At 59.8% G+C, this 14,359-nt stretch carries 11 protein-coding genes, 4 tRNA genes and 1 riboswitch; of the genes, 3 read left to right on the forward strand and 12 right to left on the reverse strand.

Going from position 1 to position 14,359, the window contains the following annotated elements; genetic code table 11:
• Positions 1-23 precede the first annotated feature (23 nt).
• The 3 genes from BLO80_RS15610 to BLO80_RS15620 all read right to left on the reverse strand — a co-directional run bounded on the left by BLO80_RS15610 (position 24) and on the right by BLO80_RS15620 (position 2,750).
• Positions 24-542: a toxin-activating lysine-acyltransferase gene (locus tag BLO80_RS15610; RefSeq protein ID WP_060741021.1), complete on the reverse strand. Its 519-nt coding sequence runs from the start codon at positions 540-542 to the stop codon at positions 24-26.
• A 9-nt stretch (positions 543-551) separates the two neighbouring features.
• Positions 552-2,213 (reverse strand): ShlB/FhaC/HecB family hemolysin secretion/activation protein, encoded by a 1,662-nt coding sequence (locus tag BLO80_RS15615; protein WP_092330546.1) that lies wholly within the window; start codon positions 2,211-2,213, stop codon positions 552-554.
• A gap of 460 nt (positions 2,214-2,673) precedes the next feature.
• Positions 2,674-2,750 (reverse strand) — tRNA-Arg (locus BLO80_RS15620).
• A gap of 527 nt (positions 2,751-3,277) precedes the next feature.
• On the opposite strand from BLO80_RS15620, the gene BLO80_RS15630 reads away from it, so the two are divergent.
• A complete protein-coding gene (locus BLO80_RS15630) occupies positions 3,278-3,604 on the forward strand; it encodes an Arc family DNA-binding protein (protein ID WP_092169876.1) in 327 nt (108 codons plus the stop codon).
• A gap of 313 nt (positions 3,605-3,917) precedes the next feature.
• Here the strand turns inward: BLO80_RS15630 and mgtE are convergent, their stop codons facing one another.
• Positions 3,918-5,360, reverse strand: a complete 1,443-nt coding sequence (mgtE, locus tag BLO80_RS15635) for a magnesium transporter (protein WP_060741018.1) — start codon at positions 5,358-5,360, stop codon at positions 3,918-3,920.
• A 322-nt stretch (positions 5,361-5,682) separates the two neighbouring features.
• Between mgtE and BLO80_RS15640 the strand changes: the two genes are divergently transcribed.
• Positions 5,683-6,186: a cell envelope protein SmpA gene (locus BLO80_RS15640; RefSeq protein WP_092330552.1), complete on the forward strand. Its 504-nt coding sequence runs from the start codon at positions 5,683-5,685 to the stop codon at positions 6,184-6,186.
• Positions 6,187-6,226: 40 nt separating this feature from the next.
• On the opposite strand, the gene BLO80_RS15645 is transcribed toward BLO80_RS15640, so the two are convergent.
• From BLO80_RS15645 to ltaE, 7 genes are all read right to left on the reverse strand, one after another.
• Positions 6,227-6,303, reverse strand: a tRNA-Arg gene (locus BLO80_RS15645).
• 72 nt (positions 6,304-6,375) lie between these two features.
• Positions 6,376-6,452, reverse strand: a tRNA-Arg gene (locus BLO80_RS15650).
• 108 nt (positions 6,453-6,560) lie between these two features.
• Positions 6,561-6,651, reverse strand: a tRNA-Ser gene (locus BLO80_RS15655).
• 62 nt (positions 6,652-6,713) lie between these two features.
• Entirely contained in the window at positions 6,714-6,902 is a 189-nt protein-coding gene (csrA, locus tag BLO80_RS15660) for a carbon storage regulator CsrA (protein WP_003178872.1), read from the reverse strand.
• 184 nt (positions 6,903-7,086) lie between these two features.
• A complete protein-coding gene (locus tag BLO80_RS15665; protein WP_060741016.1) occupies positions 7,087-8,328 on the reverse strand; it encodes an aspartate kinase in 1,242 nt (413 codons plus the stop codon).
• A gap of 92 nt (positions 8,329-8,420) precedes the next feature.
• The gene (alaS, locus tag BLO80_RS15670; protein ID WP_092333564.1) at positions 8,421-11,042 is read right to left on the reverse strand and encodes an alanine--tRNA ligase; all 2,622 of its coding nucleotides are present in this window, start codon (positions 11,040-11,042) and stop codon (positions 8,421-8,423) included.
• A 146-nt stretch (positions 11,043-11,188) separates the two neighbouring features.
• A complete protein-coding gene (ltaE, locus tag BLO80_RS15675) occupies positions 11,189-12,193 on the reverse strand; it encodes a low-specificity L-threonine aldolase (protein WP_092333562.1) in 1,005 nt (334 codons plus the stop codon).
• A gap of 251 nt (positions 12,194-12,444) precedes the next feature.
• Positions 12,445-12,613: riboswitch (FMN riboswitch) on the forward strand.
• A gap of 101 nt (positions 12,614-12,714) precedes the next feature.
• On the opposite strand from ltaE, the gene BLO80_RS15680 reads away from it, so the two are divergent.
• The gene (locus BLO80_RS15680) at positions 12,715-13,224 is read left to right on the forward strand and encodes a 6,7-dimethyl-8-ribityllumazine synthase (protein WP_092145243.1); all 510 of its coding nucleotides are present in this window, start codon (positions 12,715-12,717) and stop codon (positions 13,222-13,224) included.
• Positions 13,225-13,346: 122 nt separating this feature from the next.
• On the opposite strand, the gene astE is transcribed toward BLO80_RS15680, so the two are convergent.
• Positions 13,347-14,354, reverse strand: a complete 1,008-nt coding sequence (gene astE, locus BLO80_RS15685) for a succinylglutamate desuccinylase (RefSeq protein ID WP_092333560.1) — start codon at positions 14,352-14,354, stop codon at positions 13,347-13,349.
• Positions 14,355-14,359 lie beyond the last annotated feature (5 nt).

Below are 14,359 nucleotides of genomic sequence, written 5' to 3' on the forward strand. Positions count from 1 at the left end.
GCCCGCACGACCAGTGGTTGGAGTTACGCTTCGACTGCCAGCGGGTGGGCGGCAAACCAGGCCTGGGCCTGTTCGGGGATGACCCCGATCCCTTGGAATGTCTTGACCCGCAGGCCACGCTCGTCGCCTCGGTGATAGAGGGCTCGGGCGCAGCGATCGATGAAAAGGTGACGTTGCAACAGGCGGCTCAATACCGCCGTGTGGCCAAAGGGGGCGACCCAGTCGTTGAGCCAGAGGCGTTCGCCGCTGTTCCAGTCCTCTTGGCTCAGCGCCAGCGGCGACTGGCGCAGGTAACGTTGCTCTGCCGCCTCGTCGAGGTTGAGCCAGGACAGGTAGAACACCGGCTTGCCGTGTTCGGAGCCGAGCACGAACTGGCGATGCTTGAGCGCCGGCAACAGCAACGTCGGCAAGGTGTGCAACGGCGCATCGCGATGGGCCTTGGAATGCATCCACAACCAGGTGGCGGAGCCGAACACTGCGGCTTCGCTCCAGGGTTCGTCGATCAGGCCGGGAGCGATAATGTCTAGCGTCTCGAACTGCATGGGATCACCTCAGAATGACCAGATGACGGTGAACGCGCTGGTCACGTTGGCCGTCTCGAAACCATCGGGTTTCTTCAACGGCGTACCCACCGACCAGTCATAGGACAGGCCCTTGTAACCGCCGCGTATGCCCACCACGGCCCCCGCCAGGCGCTGGCCGATCAGGAACTCACTGGATTGGCCGCTGACTTCGCCATAGTCGATGCCGGTGTAGAGCTCCTGGCCGGTCTGCCCCAGGGACAGTCCGATTTCGTTGCGCAGGGTCCAGCCACGGTCGGCGGAAAGAATGTTTTCACCATCGAAGCCGCGCACGCTGTAGCGCCCGCCGATGGAGAAGCGATCCTGGGGCACCAACGGCGTACGGTTCCATTGCGCGCGCCAGCCACCGATGTAGCGCAGGCGCTGATCGGCGACCTGAAACGGCACCTGCAATTGAGCATCGGCGGTGATGATCTGCGAGCGCGACGTACCGGCGTCAAAATCTTCCTCAGGTGCCCTGAGCGCGTCGTGGGCACCGGTGCCGCGACGATAGGCAACGCCCAGGTCAAGAATCGAAGCGCCAATGAACTCCCGATGGTCCAGCCCCAACTGCCAGCCGGCCATGCGGCGTTTCTGGTTGCCGATTTCAGTGTCGTCGATGAAGTTCTCCGATGAGCGCGTCCACAGGCTGCCCCAGGCGGTGGTCTTGCGAACGGCGTCGCGGTACAGCAGGCGCGACAGGCGCACCTCGTTGTTACGACTCTCGCCTCGGTACTGATAGGTCTGGTTAGCGCCGGCGACAGACTGTTCGTAGTTGTATTCGCTGCTGGTGAACCCCAACTGCCAGTAGCCGAACGGCAGCGAATAATGCAGCGTGTTGCCATCGGAACCGCGGTGCCCGGACTCGCCGCCACCCAAGTCATGGTTGACGCTGGCGTAGAACAAATCGTTGAGCGACAGCAGGTTGTCCAAGGACAGCGATACGTTGCCCTGGTATTTGCCCGTGCTCTTGCTGCCCGAATTGTCCACCGACAGGCTCACCCGGGCGGGGAACCGCTGGCTCCAGGCGATCACCACGTCGCTCTCACCGGGTCTGGCGTCGGCGGCACGGGCTGGCGCGATCTTGATGTCGGCCTCTGCGGTCGGCACGCGCTTGAAGTTCTCCAGCGCCTGCTCGATGTCGCGCAAGTTGAGCAGATCGCCAGGATTGGCCGGCATCGCGTTCCAGGCATTGGCGCGGGCGCTGGTACCCTCCTCGAAACGAATCTCGCGAATGCGCCCTGGCACCAGGGTCAACACCAGCACCCCACTGTTCAAGTCCTGGGCTTCGGCGAGTACGCGAGTGGTGACGTAGCCGGCCTCGATGATCGCATTCTGCATGCGCTTCATCGTCAGGTTGATCCCGCCGCCACCGAGGCAACGACCGATGGAGGGATCATCCTTGGGATTGGCGGCGCGCAACGCCCACTGGAATTTTTCCGACGCCTCGCCGATCAGGCGGATGTCATTGATGGCAAAGCAGGGAGTTTCCTTGGCGGGCAAGCGCCCGGCACCTTCATCCACGGGTGCCGCCTGCAGACGCACGTCGGGCCGGGACTCCAACTGATCGCGCAAAACCCGTTCGCGCTCTTGCTGGCGCAACAGTTCTTCTTCAGGTCCGGCCGCCTGCGCAGCGCTCCACGCGCCCGTCATCCACGCCGCCATCAGCAGCAGGGCGAGACGCTTGGCGTTCTGTGCGGATGAACGAGTTCCGCCAGCACAACGGCGAGGGGTGCTTGGTATACGCGTTCGGCAGGGTGCGGCTGGCTGCATGTCACATCCTTGTGGCCTGAATCGAAGACACAGTGAGTCAGGCCCGCCGGAAGCGGCATTGGCACTGACGCAGATAAATAACGAGGTACGTAATCCACCGGAAACGAAGGAAAAGTCCTACAACGTACCGAGACGGTCTGATGGCAGAGAGGGGAGAAAGTTTCCCGTGACCGAAATATGTTCGATACAAATGGGTAAAAATGGGCAGTTGGTCACAGCTTGGGGGAATGAGGCGCTGTGCGAGGCATGAACGACACGCTCAAGCCGAGGTTGAATCGTACGGGGGATGGGATTCAAGCAGGAAAAGTCAGCGGCAATTACGCTAACCCACTGTTTATAATGGTGTCCCAGGGCAGGTTCGAACTGCCAACCTTCCCCTTAGGAGGGGGATGCTCTATCCAATTGAGCTACTGAGACACAAGTCGACCACGAGAACCGTGGTGCGCGGGACGGCGTGCATGGTAACGACCTGCCCTGCGTTTGTCATGTCGTCGCTGTTTTTTAAGTGTAGGCAAATGGTACCGCCTGGAAGCCAGACAAGGCCCTGGCGGCCATTAATCGCCACCATTCATCTGTCCCAGGCTCGTTCATCCTAGTAAATCGGCCATTTGCCACTATCCTGTACAAGACAGGGACGGCAAGCGTTTTGGTCCATTTCCGTTATCCGCCAGACGGTATGGCACAACGACACAATTCGACGGTCACAAAATGCGAACCTGTTGTTTTTTCCAACCAGTCCGCATTTTTTGATGAAAGGTGCTGGCATAACGCCTTTACCCGGATCAGAATTTGTCACAGAATTGGCGCCAATGATCTGGCAATTTTGAGGCATGATGCGGGCCTCTTAACAATTCAGGTTGAACATTTGGCAGCAGAGCTTGTCCTATCGACATCCTGCGGCCAATCCCGAGAACCGCTCCCCTGAACTAACCGGTTAAATAAATATGCGCCCAATGACAAAGGCAATTTATTCCAGCCGTACGGCTGACAAGTTCGTCGTGCGTCTGCCAGACGGAATGCGGGAACGCATTGCCGAGGTGGCTCGTAATCATCACCGCAGCATGAACTCTGAAATCATTGCGCGCCTGGAGCAAAGCCTGATTCAGGAAGGTGCACTGGGTGAAGAGCTGAGCATGCGCCTGGACAGCCCGGAGCTGTCTTTGCATGAGCGCGAACTGCTTCAACGCTTCCGACAACTCTCCCACCGTCAGCAGAACGCCCTCGTTTCGCTGATTGCCCATGACGTGGAGATGGCCGCAGACGCGACCTGATCATAGCCAAAACACTCAAGCCAGCCTCGTGCTGGCTTTTTTGTGCCTGGCGTTTGGCCCAGCTGAAATGCATGACGGCACACATATCGTGAACACCCACGACCCCATGTGGGAGCGAGCTTGCTCGCGATAGCGGTGTTGCCGTTGCATAGCGGCTGGACCTGCCAGATGCTCTTGCTTTGAGCGCTTGATCTCGACACCCCGTCATTCGAAAGGAAGCTCAAAAAAACGGCGCTTCCCATTTCTGAAAGAAGCGCCGTTTTTTCCAAGCGAACAGTTCTACGCCAAACAGGCGGGTTTCTCGATGAGCGACTCAGAGCAGGAAAATCGTCGCCAACCCCAGGAAAATGAAGAACCCACCGCTGTCGGTCACAGCGGTAATCATGACGCTGGCACCCATGGCAGGATCGCGTCCCATGCGGGCCAGGGTCATGGGGATCAAGACCCCCATCAATGCCGCCAGCAGCAGGTTGAGCGTCATTGCGGCCGTCATGACCACCCCCAATGACCAGCTGCCATAAAGCAGATAAGCCACCACACCAATCACCCCACCCCAAATCACGCCGTTGATCAAGGAGACCGCCAGTTCCTTGCGCATCAATCGCGATGTATTGCCGGTGCTGACCTGGTCCAGCGCCATGGCACGGACGATCATGGTGATGGTCTGGTTACCGGAGTTGCCACCGATGCCGGCGACGATGGGCATCAGCGCCGCGAGCGCCACCAGCTTCTCGATGGAGCCCTCGAACAGGCCGATGACCCGGGAAGCGACAAACGCCGTGATCAGGTTGATCGCCAGCCAGGCCCAGCGGTTGCGCAGGGACTTCCAGACCGAGGCGAAGATGTCTTCTTCTTCGCGCAGACCGGCCATGTTGAGGACTTCGCTTTCGCTTTCCTCACGAATCAAGTCGACCATTTCATCGATGGTCAGACGGCCGATCAGCTTGCCGTTCTTGTCGACCACCGGTGCAGAAATCAAGTCATAACGTTCGAATGCCTGGGCCGCATCGTAGGCGTCTTCGTCCGGGTGGAAGCTCACCGGATCGCTGGCCATAACCTCGGCCACCTGCTTTTCCGGGTCGTTGACGAGCAAACGCTTGATGGGCAGCACGCCCTTGAGCACGCCGTCGTAGTCGACCACGAAAAGCTTGTCGGTATGGCCAGGCAGTTCCTTGAGGCGACGCAGGTAGCGCAAGACCACTTCAAGGCTGACATCCTCGCGGATCGTCACCATCTCGAAGTCCATCAACGCACCGACCTGCTCCTCGTCATAGGACAACGCCGAGCGCACACGCTCACGCTGCTGGCCGTCGAGGGCCTCCATCAGTTCGTGAACAACGTCCCGTGGCAGTTCGGGCGCAAGGTCGGCGAGTTCGTCGGCGTCCATTTCCTTGGCCGCCGCCAGCAACTCATGATCATCCATGTCGGCGATCAGGGTTTCGCGAACCGAATCCGACACTTCGAGCAGGATGTCACCGTCTCGATCAGCCTTGACCAACTGCCAGACCGTCAGACGCTCTTCCAGGGGCAAGGCTTCAAGAATGTAGGCGACGTCGGCGGAGTGCAGGTCATCGAGCTTGCGTTGCAGCTCGACGAGATTCTGCCGGTGGACCAGGTTTTCGACCCGGTCATGATTCGGGCCTTCCTGGCGATGCGTCAGGTCTTCGACGACCCGCTGGCGCTGCAGCAGCTCAACGACTTGAGCGAGACGATCCTGAAGGCTTTCCTGCGTTTTTTTTACTTCTACTTGGGTCATAGGCGAACTCCACTCCCAGCAGTGGAGCACGCCGGAAGGATCAATCAGTTAATTCATGATTGGCAAAACTAAATATTGAGTAACTACTGGGTAAGTCCATGGAGATATTCCAAAGCCCCGGCGGGGCTGACGGGCGCAATCATACACCGCTTGACGCTTTAAAACGCTAAAAAATCATGGCAAGAACAAGCGCTTGCGAGACAAACCTGAACGCAGGCTGAACCTTGTGCTTTACGACGACTTATCCGGAAAAGAAAACACACGCCTCGACAGAAATGCGGCGACTACCCTGTTCTCCTGCACCGTCAAGGAGGACGACCGGATGCCCATCAACCACTACCTGATTCTGCTCGCCAGCCTGCCCTGCCTGCCTTTGTGGGCCGCCGGGCAAACCGTGCATCGCTGCGAAAGCATTGCGGGGCACGTGACATTCACCACCTTGAGTTGTGGCCCGGGTGAAGCCCTGTCACTCCAGCAGATCCATCCCTACAGCCCAGGTTCGATCGAGCCGACGACCGAGGCGATGCTGCCCGAAGCGGAGCGCTGGCAAACATCCGGCAACACAACCACGCGCAAGGAGCCGACCGTGGTCGGCCAGTTCCAGGACCGCTGCGGGAACCTCATCGATGCCAGGCAACGCCGCGATGCCATCCTGGAACGACGAATCGTCGTCGGCATGAGCCAACAGGACGTCGAGAGCGCCCTGGGCAAGCCAGACTCAGTCAAGATTCGAAATTCGAGCACACGGTATACCTACAAGGCGAAGAAAGGTCGCAGCGCAGAGGTCGTGTTCGATGAAAGGGGGTGCGTGAAAGGCAAATCGTAGACAGCAAAAAGCCCGCGTTTAACGCGGGCTTTTTGGTGTTTGGTGCACTCGACAGGATTCGAACCTGTGACCGCTCGGTTCGTAGCCGAGTACTCTATCCAGCTGAGCTACGAGTGCAAGTTGTGGTTTTATACCAGATCACAACTGGTTGAAGCCAAGTTATTTGCATTGCTGCAAACAACTCTTAAATGGTGCACTCGACAGGATTCGAACCTGTGACCGCTCGGTTCGTAGCCGAGTACTCTATCCAGCTGAGCTACGAGTGCATTTGTTGCCGCGCATTATAGGTCGTCAAATCCTTTTGTAAAGCGCTTTTTTTCAGTAATTTCAACCACTTACTGATCAAGCCAGGTTCTGACGCACTAAACGAATAATGGCGGAGAACGGGGGATTCGAACCCCCGACACCCTTTTGAGGTGTACTCCCTTAGCAGGGGAGCGCCTTCGGCCACTCGGCCAGCTCTCCGCAACACGGGGCGTATATTAACCACCTTCATCCCCGTTTGCAAACATAAAAATCGATAAAAATTAATGGCTTGGTTCGTCGTCCTTCTCTTTCTTGATACGCAGGTAGATTTCCTCCCGGTGTACAGCAACCTCTTTCGGGGCGTTGACGCCGATACGCACTTGGTTTCCTTTGACGCCGAGCACGGTCACGGTGATTTCGCCATCGCCAATAATCAGGCTTTCTGCACACCGACGAGTCAGAATCAGCATACCTTTCTCCTCACGCAATTCACTTAAGGGACAACAGTCTGCAAAAAAAAGGCATTGGACCTACAACCGAAACGGTCGAAGCCTACAGGCCTAGTATTGACCAGCGCGGGCAAAAGAACAGTTTTGGGACGCGCCATTCAGAAAAACAAAGGGCGCGGTCCAGCCGCGCCCTTTGGATAACGCTTTACTCGCCCTGCTGGGCAGCAGCGTCGAGCTCGAAAGCCGTGTGCAGGGCGCGCACGGCCAGTTCCAGGTATTTCTCTTCGATCACCACGGAAACCTTGATTTCCGAAGTAGAGATCATCTGGATGTTGATGCTTTCCTTGGCCAGGGATTCGAACATGCGGCTGGCCACGCCTGCGTGGGAACGCATGCCGACACCGACGATCGAGACCTTGGCGATCTTGGTATCGCCCACCACTTCCCGGGCACCGATCTCGCCAGCGGTCTTTTTCAGGATCGCTTCGGCAGACTGGTAGTCGTTGCGGTGCACGGTGAAGGTGAAGTCAGTGGTGTTATCGTGCGAGACGTTCTGCACGATCATGTCGACTTCGATGTTCGCGGCACTGATCGGGCCGAGAATCTTGAACGCCACGCCGGGGGTGTCTGGCACGCCACGGATGGTCAGCTTGGCCTCATCGCGGTTGAAAGCGATGCCGGAAATGATCGGCTGTTCCATGGATTCCTCTTCATCAATAGTAATGAGGGTGCCCGGACCCTCTTTGAAGCTGTGCAGGACGCGCAGCGGAACGTTGTACTTGCCGGCGAATTCGACCGCCCGGATCTGCAACACCTTCGAGCCGAGACTGGCCATTTCCAGCATTTCTTCGAACGTAATCTTGTCCAGGCGCTGGGCCACAGGCACCACCCGTGGGTCGGTGGTGTAGACACCGTCCACATCGGTGTAGATCTGGCATTCGTCAGCCTTGAGAGCCGCCGCCAGTGCTACGCCCGTGGTGTCGGAACCGCCACGGCCGAGGGTGGTGATATTGCCCTGTTCGTCCACGCCCTGGAAACCGGCGACAACCACGACACGGCCAGCCTTCAGGTCGCCGCGAATCTTCTGGTCGTCGATCTGCAGGATACGCGCTTTGTTGTGCGCGCTGTCCGTCAGGATACGCACCTGATTGCCGGTGTAGGACACCGCCGGCACACCACGCTTGATCAGCGCCATGGCCAGCAAGGCGATGGTCACCTGCTCGCCAGTGGAAACGATCACGTCCAGCTCACGGGGAACCGGTTGCTGGTCGCCGCTGATTTGCTTGGCCAGATCGATCAGACGGTTGGTCTCGCCGCTCATTGCCGACAGCACAACCACCAGGTCATCGCCCGCTTCACGGAATTTCTTAACCTTGTCGGCGACTTGTTCGATTCTCTCGACAGTGCCGACCGAGGTGCCTCCAAATTTCTGTACGATCAAAGCCATTTCAAAGCCGCCTCTGCCCATGAAGGGCGCCCAATAAATCACTCAAACAGCGGCCGGGCTCGTCACTAGACCACGAGCCCGGCGACACTGCCTTAAATACCCTGCTCTACGAATGCAACGGTCTGGGCCAGTGCCGCGTCCAGGGCGCCGACGTCGGTACCACCGCCTTGCGCCATGTCCGGACGACCACCGCCCTTTCCGCCCACTGCCGCAGCGGCCTGCTTCATCAAATCACCGGCCTTGAGTTGGCCAGTCAGGTCTTTGGTCACGCCTGCGACGAGAACGACCTTTTCCTCATGGACACTGCCGAGCAGGATCACTGCGCGGCCGAGTTTGTTCTTCAGTTGATCGACCAGCGCCAGCAGCGCCTTGCCATCCTGGCCGTCCAGACGCACGGCCAGCACCTTCACGCCCTTGACGTCCACCGCCTGGGCCGACAGATCGTCGCCCGCGGCACTGGCGGCCTTGGCCTGCAACTGTTCGAGCTGCTTCTCCAGCAGGCGGTTGCGCTCCAGCACAGCCGACAGCTTGTCGATCAGGTTGTCGCGACTGCCCTTGATCAGGGTTGCCGCTTCCTTGAGTTGTTCTTCGGCCGCGTTGAGGTACGCCAGGGCCGCGGCGCCGGTGACCGCTTCGATCCGGCGCACACCGGATGCCACGCCACCTTCGCTGATGATTTTCATCAGGCCGATGTCGCCGGTCCGGTTGGCGTGAATGCCACCGCACAGTTCAACGGAGAAGTCGCCCATGCTCAGTACCCGCACGCTGTCGCCATACTTCTCGCCGAACAACGCCATCGCGCCCTTGCGCTTGGCGGTCTCGATGTCGGTCTCTTCGGTTTCCACCGGGGAGTTCTTGCGAATCTCGGCGTTGACGATCTCTTCCAGCGCCTTGAGTTGCTCAGGCTTGATGGCTTCGAAATGGCTGAAGTCAAAGCGCAGGCGCTGACTGTCCACCAACGAGCCCTTCTGCTGGACATGCTCGCCCAGCACCTGGCGCAACGCCGCGTGCAGCAAGTGGGTGGCGGAGTGGTTCAGCGATGTAGCATGGCGCACCTCGGCGTCGACATGGGCGGCCACCGGGGCGGCGATCATCAGGCTGCCCGACGCCAGCACGCCGTGGTGCAGGAACGCACCGCCGGTCTTGGTGGTGTCACGCACGTCGAAACGCGAGTTGCCCGCCTGCAGGTAACCGCTGTCGCCGATCTGGCCACCGGACTCGGCGTAGAACGGGGTCTTGTCCAGCACGATCACGCCTTCCTGGCCTTCGCTCAGGATGTCGACCGATTGCCCGTCCTTATAGATGGCAACGATCTTGGCCGAGCCGGTGGTACCGGCATAACCGGTGAACTCGGTGGCCACGTCTACCTTGACCAGGCTGTTGTAGTCCATGCCGAAGGAGCTGGCGGAACGCGCACGCACCCGCTGGGCTTCCATCTCGCGCTCGAACCCTTCCTCGTCGAGGGTCAGGTTGCGTTCGCGGGCGATGTCGCCGGTCAGGTCCATCGGGAAGCCATAGGTGTCGTACAACTTGAACACCACGTCGCCCGGAACCACGTTGCCCTTGAGTTCGGCCAGGTCCTGCTCGAGGATCTTCAGGCCTTGCTCCAGGGTCTTGGCGAATTGCTCTTCTTCAGCCTTGAGCACGCGTTCGATATGCGCCTGCTGGGACTTGAGTTCCGGGAAGGCGTCGCCCATCTCGGCCACCAATGCCGCGACGATCTGATAGAAGAAGCTGCCCTTGGCGCCCAGCTTGTTGCCGTGACGGCAGGCGCGACGGATGATCCGGCGCAGTACATAGCCACGGCCTTCGTTGGACGGCAGCACGCCGTCGGCAATCAGGAAGCCGCAGGAACGGATGTGGTCGGCGACCACTTTCAGCGAGGCCTGGTTGTCGTTGGTGCAACCGATGGCCTTGGCCGACGCGCTCAGCAGGCTCTGGAACAGGTCGATTTCGTAGTTGGAATGAACGTGCTGCAGCACCGCACTGATCCGTTCCAGGCCCATGCCGGTGTCCACCGACGGCGCTGGCAGCGGATGCAACACGCCATCGGCGGTGCGGTTGAACTGCATGAACACGTTGTTCCAGATCTCGATGTAGCGGTCGCCGTCTTCTTCCGGCGAGCCGGGTGGGCCGCCCCAGATGTCGGCGCCGTGATCGTAGAAGATCTCGGTGCAAGGGCCGCATGGGCCGGTGTCGCCCATGGTCCAGAAGTTATCGGAGGCGTAAGGCGCGCCTTTGTTGTCGCCAATGCGCACCATGCGCTCTGGCGGGACACCGACCTCTTTGGTCCAGATGTCATAGGCTTCGTCGTCGGTGGCGTAGACCGTGACCCAAAGCTTCTCCTTGGGCAGGTTCAGCCACTTGTCGGAGGTCAGGAAGGTCCAGGCGAAGGTGATGGCGTCACGCTTGAAATAGTCACCGAAGCTGAAGTTACCCAGCATTTCGAAGAACGTGTGGTGACGTGCGGTATAGCCGACGTTTTCCAGGTCGTTGTGCTTGCCGCCGGCACGCACGCACTTCTGGCTGCTTACCGCACGGGTGTAGGCACGTTTTTCCTGGCCCAGGAAGCAGTCCTTGAACTGGTTCATCCCCGCGTTGGTGAACAGCAGGGTCGGGTCGTTGCCCGGAATCAAAGAGCTGGAGGCTACTCGGGTGTGGCCTTGCTCTTCGAAGAAGCGAAGGAAGGCTTCACGGATTTCTGCGCTTTTCATTAGGTTCTTCCACGGAGGCTGCGGCCAAAGGCCTGTGCAAAACGTCAACAGACGAAGCAACGGCAAAGGGCCGCATTATATCGGCCCTGCGCGTGGGGTACAGCGTGTTTATACGATAGAAACTGTCAATTGCCCCGGTTAGCGGGTCATTGGCGAGAAAATTCGACGAAAGTGGCGACCACCTGGCCGATTTGCGCCGCGCTCACGTCCATGTGCGTCACCATTCGCAGGCGTGGCGCCGCGCTGATCTTGACGCCCCGTTCATCGGCGAACGCCTTGATCGCCTCGGCCCGCTCGCCCATTTGTACGTAGACCATGTTGGTCTGCACCGGCTCGACCTCGTAACCCGCCCCACGCAGGCCCTCGGCAAGCCGCTGGGCATTGGCGTGGTCATCGGCCAGGCGCTGGACCTGATGCTCCAGGGCATACAACCCGGCCGCCGCGAGGATCCCGGCCTGGCGCATGCCGCCACCGACCATCTTGCGCAGGCGGCGGGCTTTGCCGATCAGTTCGACGCTGCCGCACAGGACCGAGCCCACCGGAGCGCCAAGGCCCTTGGACAGGCACACCGACACCGAATCGAAATGTTGCGTGATTTGCCGGGCATCGACATTCAACTTGACCGCAGCGTTGTACAACCGCGCCCCGTCCAAGTGCAGGGCCAGGCCATGTTCCTGGGTGAAGCGTCGGGCCCGGGCCAGGTATTCCAAGGGCAGCACCTTGCCCTGCATGGTGTTTTCCAGGGCCAGCAGGCGGGTGCGGGCAAAGTGAAAGTCATCGGGCTTGATCGCCGCGGCGACGTGCGCCAGGTCCAGGGAACCGTCCGCTTGCACCTCGAGGGGCTGGGGTTGGATCGAACCGAGCACCGCCGCACCGCCGCCCTCGTATTTGTAGGTATGGGCCTGCTGGCCGACGATGTACTCATCGCCGCGTTCGCAGTGGGCCATCAACCCCAGCAGATTACTCATGGTGCCCGACGGCACGAACAGCGCCGCCGCGAATCCCAGGCGCCCGGCCAGTTCGGCTTCGAGGCGATTGACGGTCGGGTCTTCGCCATATACATCATCGCCGGTTGGCGCGCTGGCCATGGCATCCAGCATGCCGGCGGTAGGTTGGGTGACCGTGTCGCTGCGAAGATCGATAACACTCATGAATCTAGCCTCGGGTTCTGGCGGGGGATTCCCTTTCGAAGGGCAATTACTGCGGGCATGGTGAAGAATAATCAAGACTGATCGACGGAAAGCCTGAAGATTATCCAGAACGCCTGTGGGAGCGAGCTTGCTCGCGATGGCGGCAGCGCATCCAGCATCAACGCAAGCTGAACCACCGCTATCGCGAGCAAGCTCGCTCCCACAGTAGGTTATGTGTTAAAAATCCTCCGCCGCCAAAAACCATGGCGGCAAAACGTTCTCAGGGCGGGGTGTAACTCCCCACCGGCGGTAATTGCACGCAACGTGCATAGCCCGCGAGCGCTTGGTGGTACACCACTTTTTGGGGTGTAGCGGCAAGGTCAGCAGACCCGGTGTGATCCCGGGGCCGACGGTCATAGTCCGGATGAAGAGAGAACGGGATTGGTACCCAAGGGCCGACTGCGACTGTCTTGTACGCGGCGTACCCTCGAATCCCCTTCGATTCATGACGCCCTGTTTTTCACACAAACAGGAACCAGAACATGCAACCCACTGCAATCGACAGCAAAAGCAAAAGTCATCCGGGCGAGCGCGTCGCGTTCATCCAGGCCTGCTGGCACAAGGAAATCGTCGACCAGAGCCGTAAAGGCTTCGTCGCCGAAATGATCATCCAGGGTTACCAGGAAAGCGATATCGACTTCTTCGAAGTCGGCGGCGCCTTCGAGATTCCGCTGCACGCCAAGCTGCTGGCCAAGTCAGGCCGTTACGCCGGCATCGTCGCCGCCGGCCTGGTGGTGGACGGAGGTATCTACCGTCACGAGTTCGTCGCCCAATCGGTGATCAGCGGCCTGATGCAGGTTCAGTTGGAAACCGAAGTGCCAGTGTTCTCGGTGGTGCTCACGCCGCATCATTTCCATGCGGGGGAAGAACATCAGAAATTCTTCTTCGAGCATTTCGTGCACAAGGGCCAGGAAGCGGCGAAGACTTGCGCCGATACCCTGCACAAGACCCGGGCGTTGCGTCGCAGTGAGCAGCGGGCGGTAGCGAGCTAAACATCACCCAAAAAACTGTGGGAGCGGGCTTGCTCGCGAATGCGGTGTGTCAGTTAACCAATATTTTTACTGACACACCGCATTCGCGAGCAAGCCCGCTCCCACATTTGAAAGATGTGGCTTCAGGCCAGGTTTTCGTCAGTCGCCGGTACGATCAGGATCCCGGCCCGCAAGCCATTCTTGACCTTGGGGTTCGGGAAGATGATCCGGGCGCCCTCCTCTTCGATCACCCAGCGGGTCTGGGCGATGTCTTCGGCCAGCACATAACCTTTTTCAAGCTCGGAGAAGTTCTCGATGTCCGCCGGCAGGTTCAGGCGGAAGCTGTCGCTGTGCTTGATGATTTCCCGCGCCACGCTGAATAGCTGCAGGCCATCCAACCCTTCGTCCAGCTCAGGCTCGTTGCCTTCGATGATCTGTTGCAGGCGGGTCTCCAGCAGGCCGACGTTGACCCCATCGTTCTGCCCGAATGGCCGGGCCTTGCCCAGTTCCAGGGTGAAGGACTCGGCGCCGAGCTGATCGTAGGTGTAGGCACTGAAGACGATGGACGGCTTGTTCTGCAGCAACACCGCCTCCATGCCCGCGGCACGCAGGCGCGCCAGCTCGCGGCGTGAATGCGCGCGGCCTTCCTTCCAGGGGTAAAGGGCAAACTGCTCGATCTTCGAACCGCGGATAGCGGTGTGCAGGTCGTAATGCAAGCGACTGCGCTCCGGCCGACTGAAGAAGCTGGCGGCCAGCCGTTCCAGCTCGCAGGCCCGCAGCGCTTCAGCACCGCCACTGAGCTCATGGCGACCATTGAACAGCCGGTTGACGTCCTGCTCGACGAAACGCTCACCGCGCCGGATGGCCTCGGGGTTGCCGAACAGGAACAGAATGCGTGCCCGCGGCTTCAGGTCGCCACGGGCAATGTCGTGCAGCAGGCGGTCGAGCAATTCGATCGGCGCGGTTTCATTGCCGTGGATACCGGCCGAGAGCAGCAGGTCCAGGCCGTTATCCCGGGCTTCGGGCGGCTTGACCTCCAGCGCGCCCTCGCTCAACCAGCGCATCCGTACGCCTTCGACAGTCAGTTGAGTCTTCTCCGCCGGTTCACGGCCGGCGAGGGTCAGTTCAAGCAGTTTGCCGAGGGCGAGCATAGCGC

The sequence above is a fragment of the Pseudomonas sp. NFACC56-3 genome (assembly GCF_900100025.1).
GTDB classification, from domain to species: domain Bacteria; phylum Pseudomonadota; class Gammaproteobacteria; order Pseudomonadales; family Pseudomonadaceae; genus Aquipseudomonas; species Aquipseudomonas fluorescens_AA.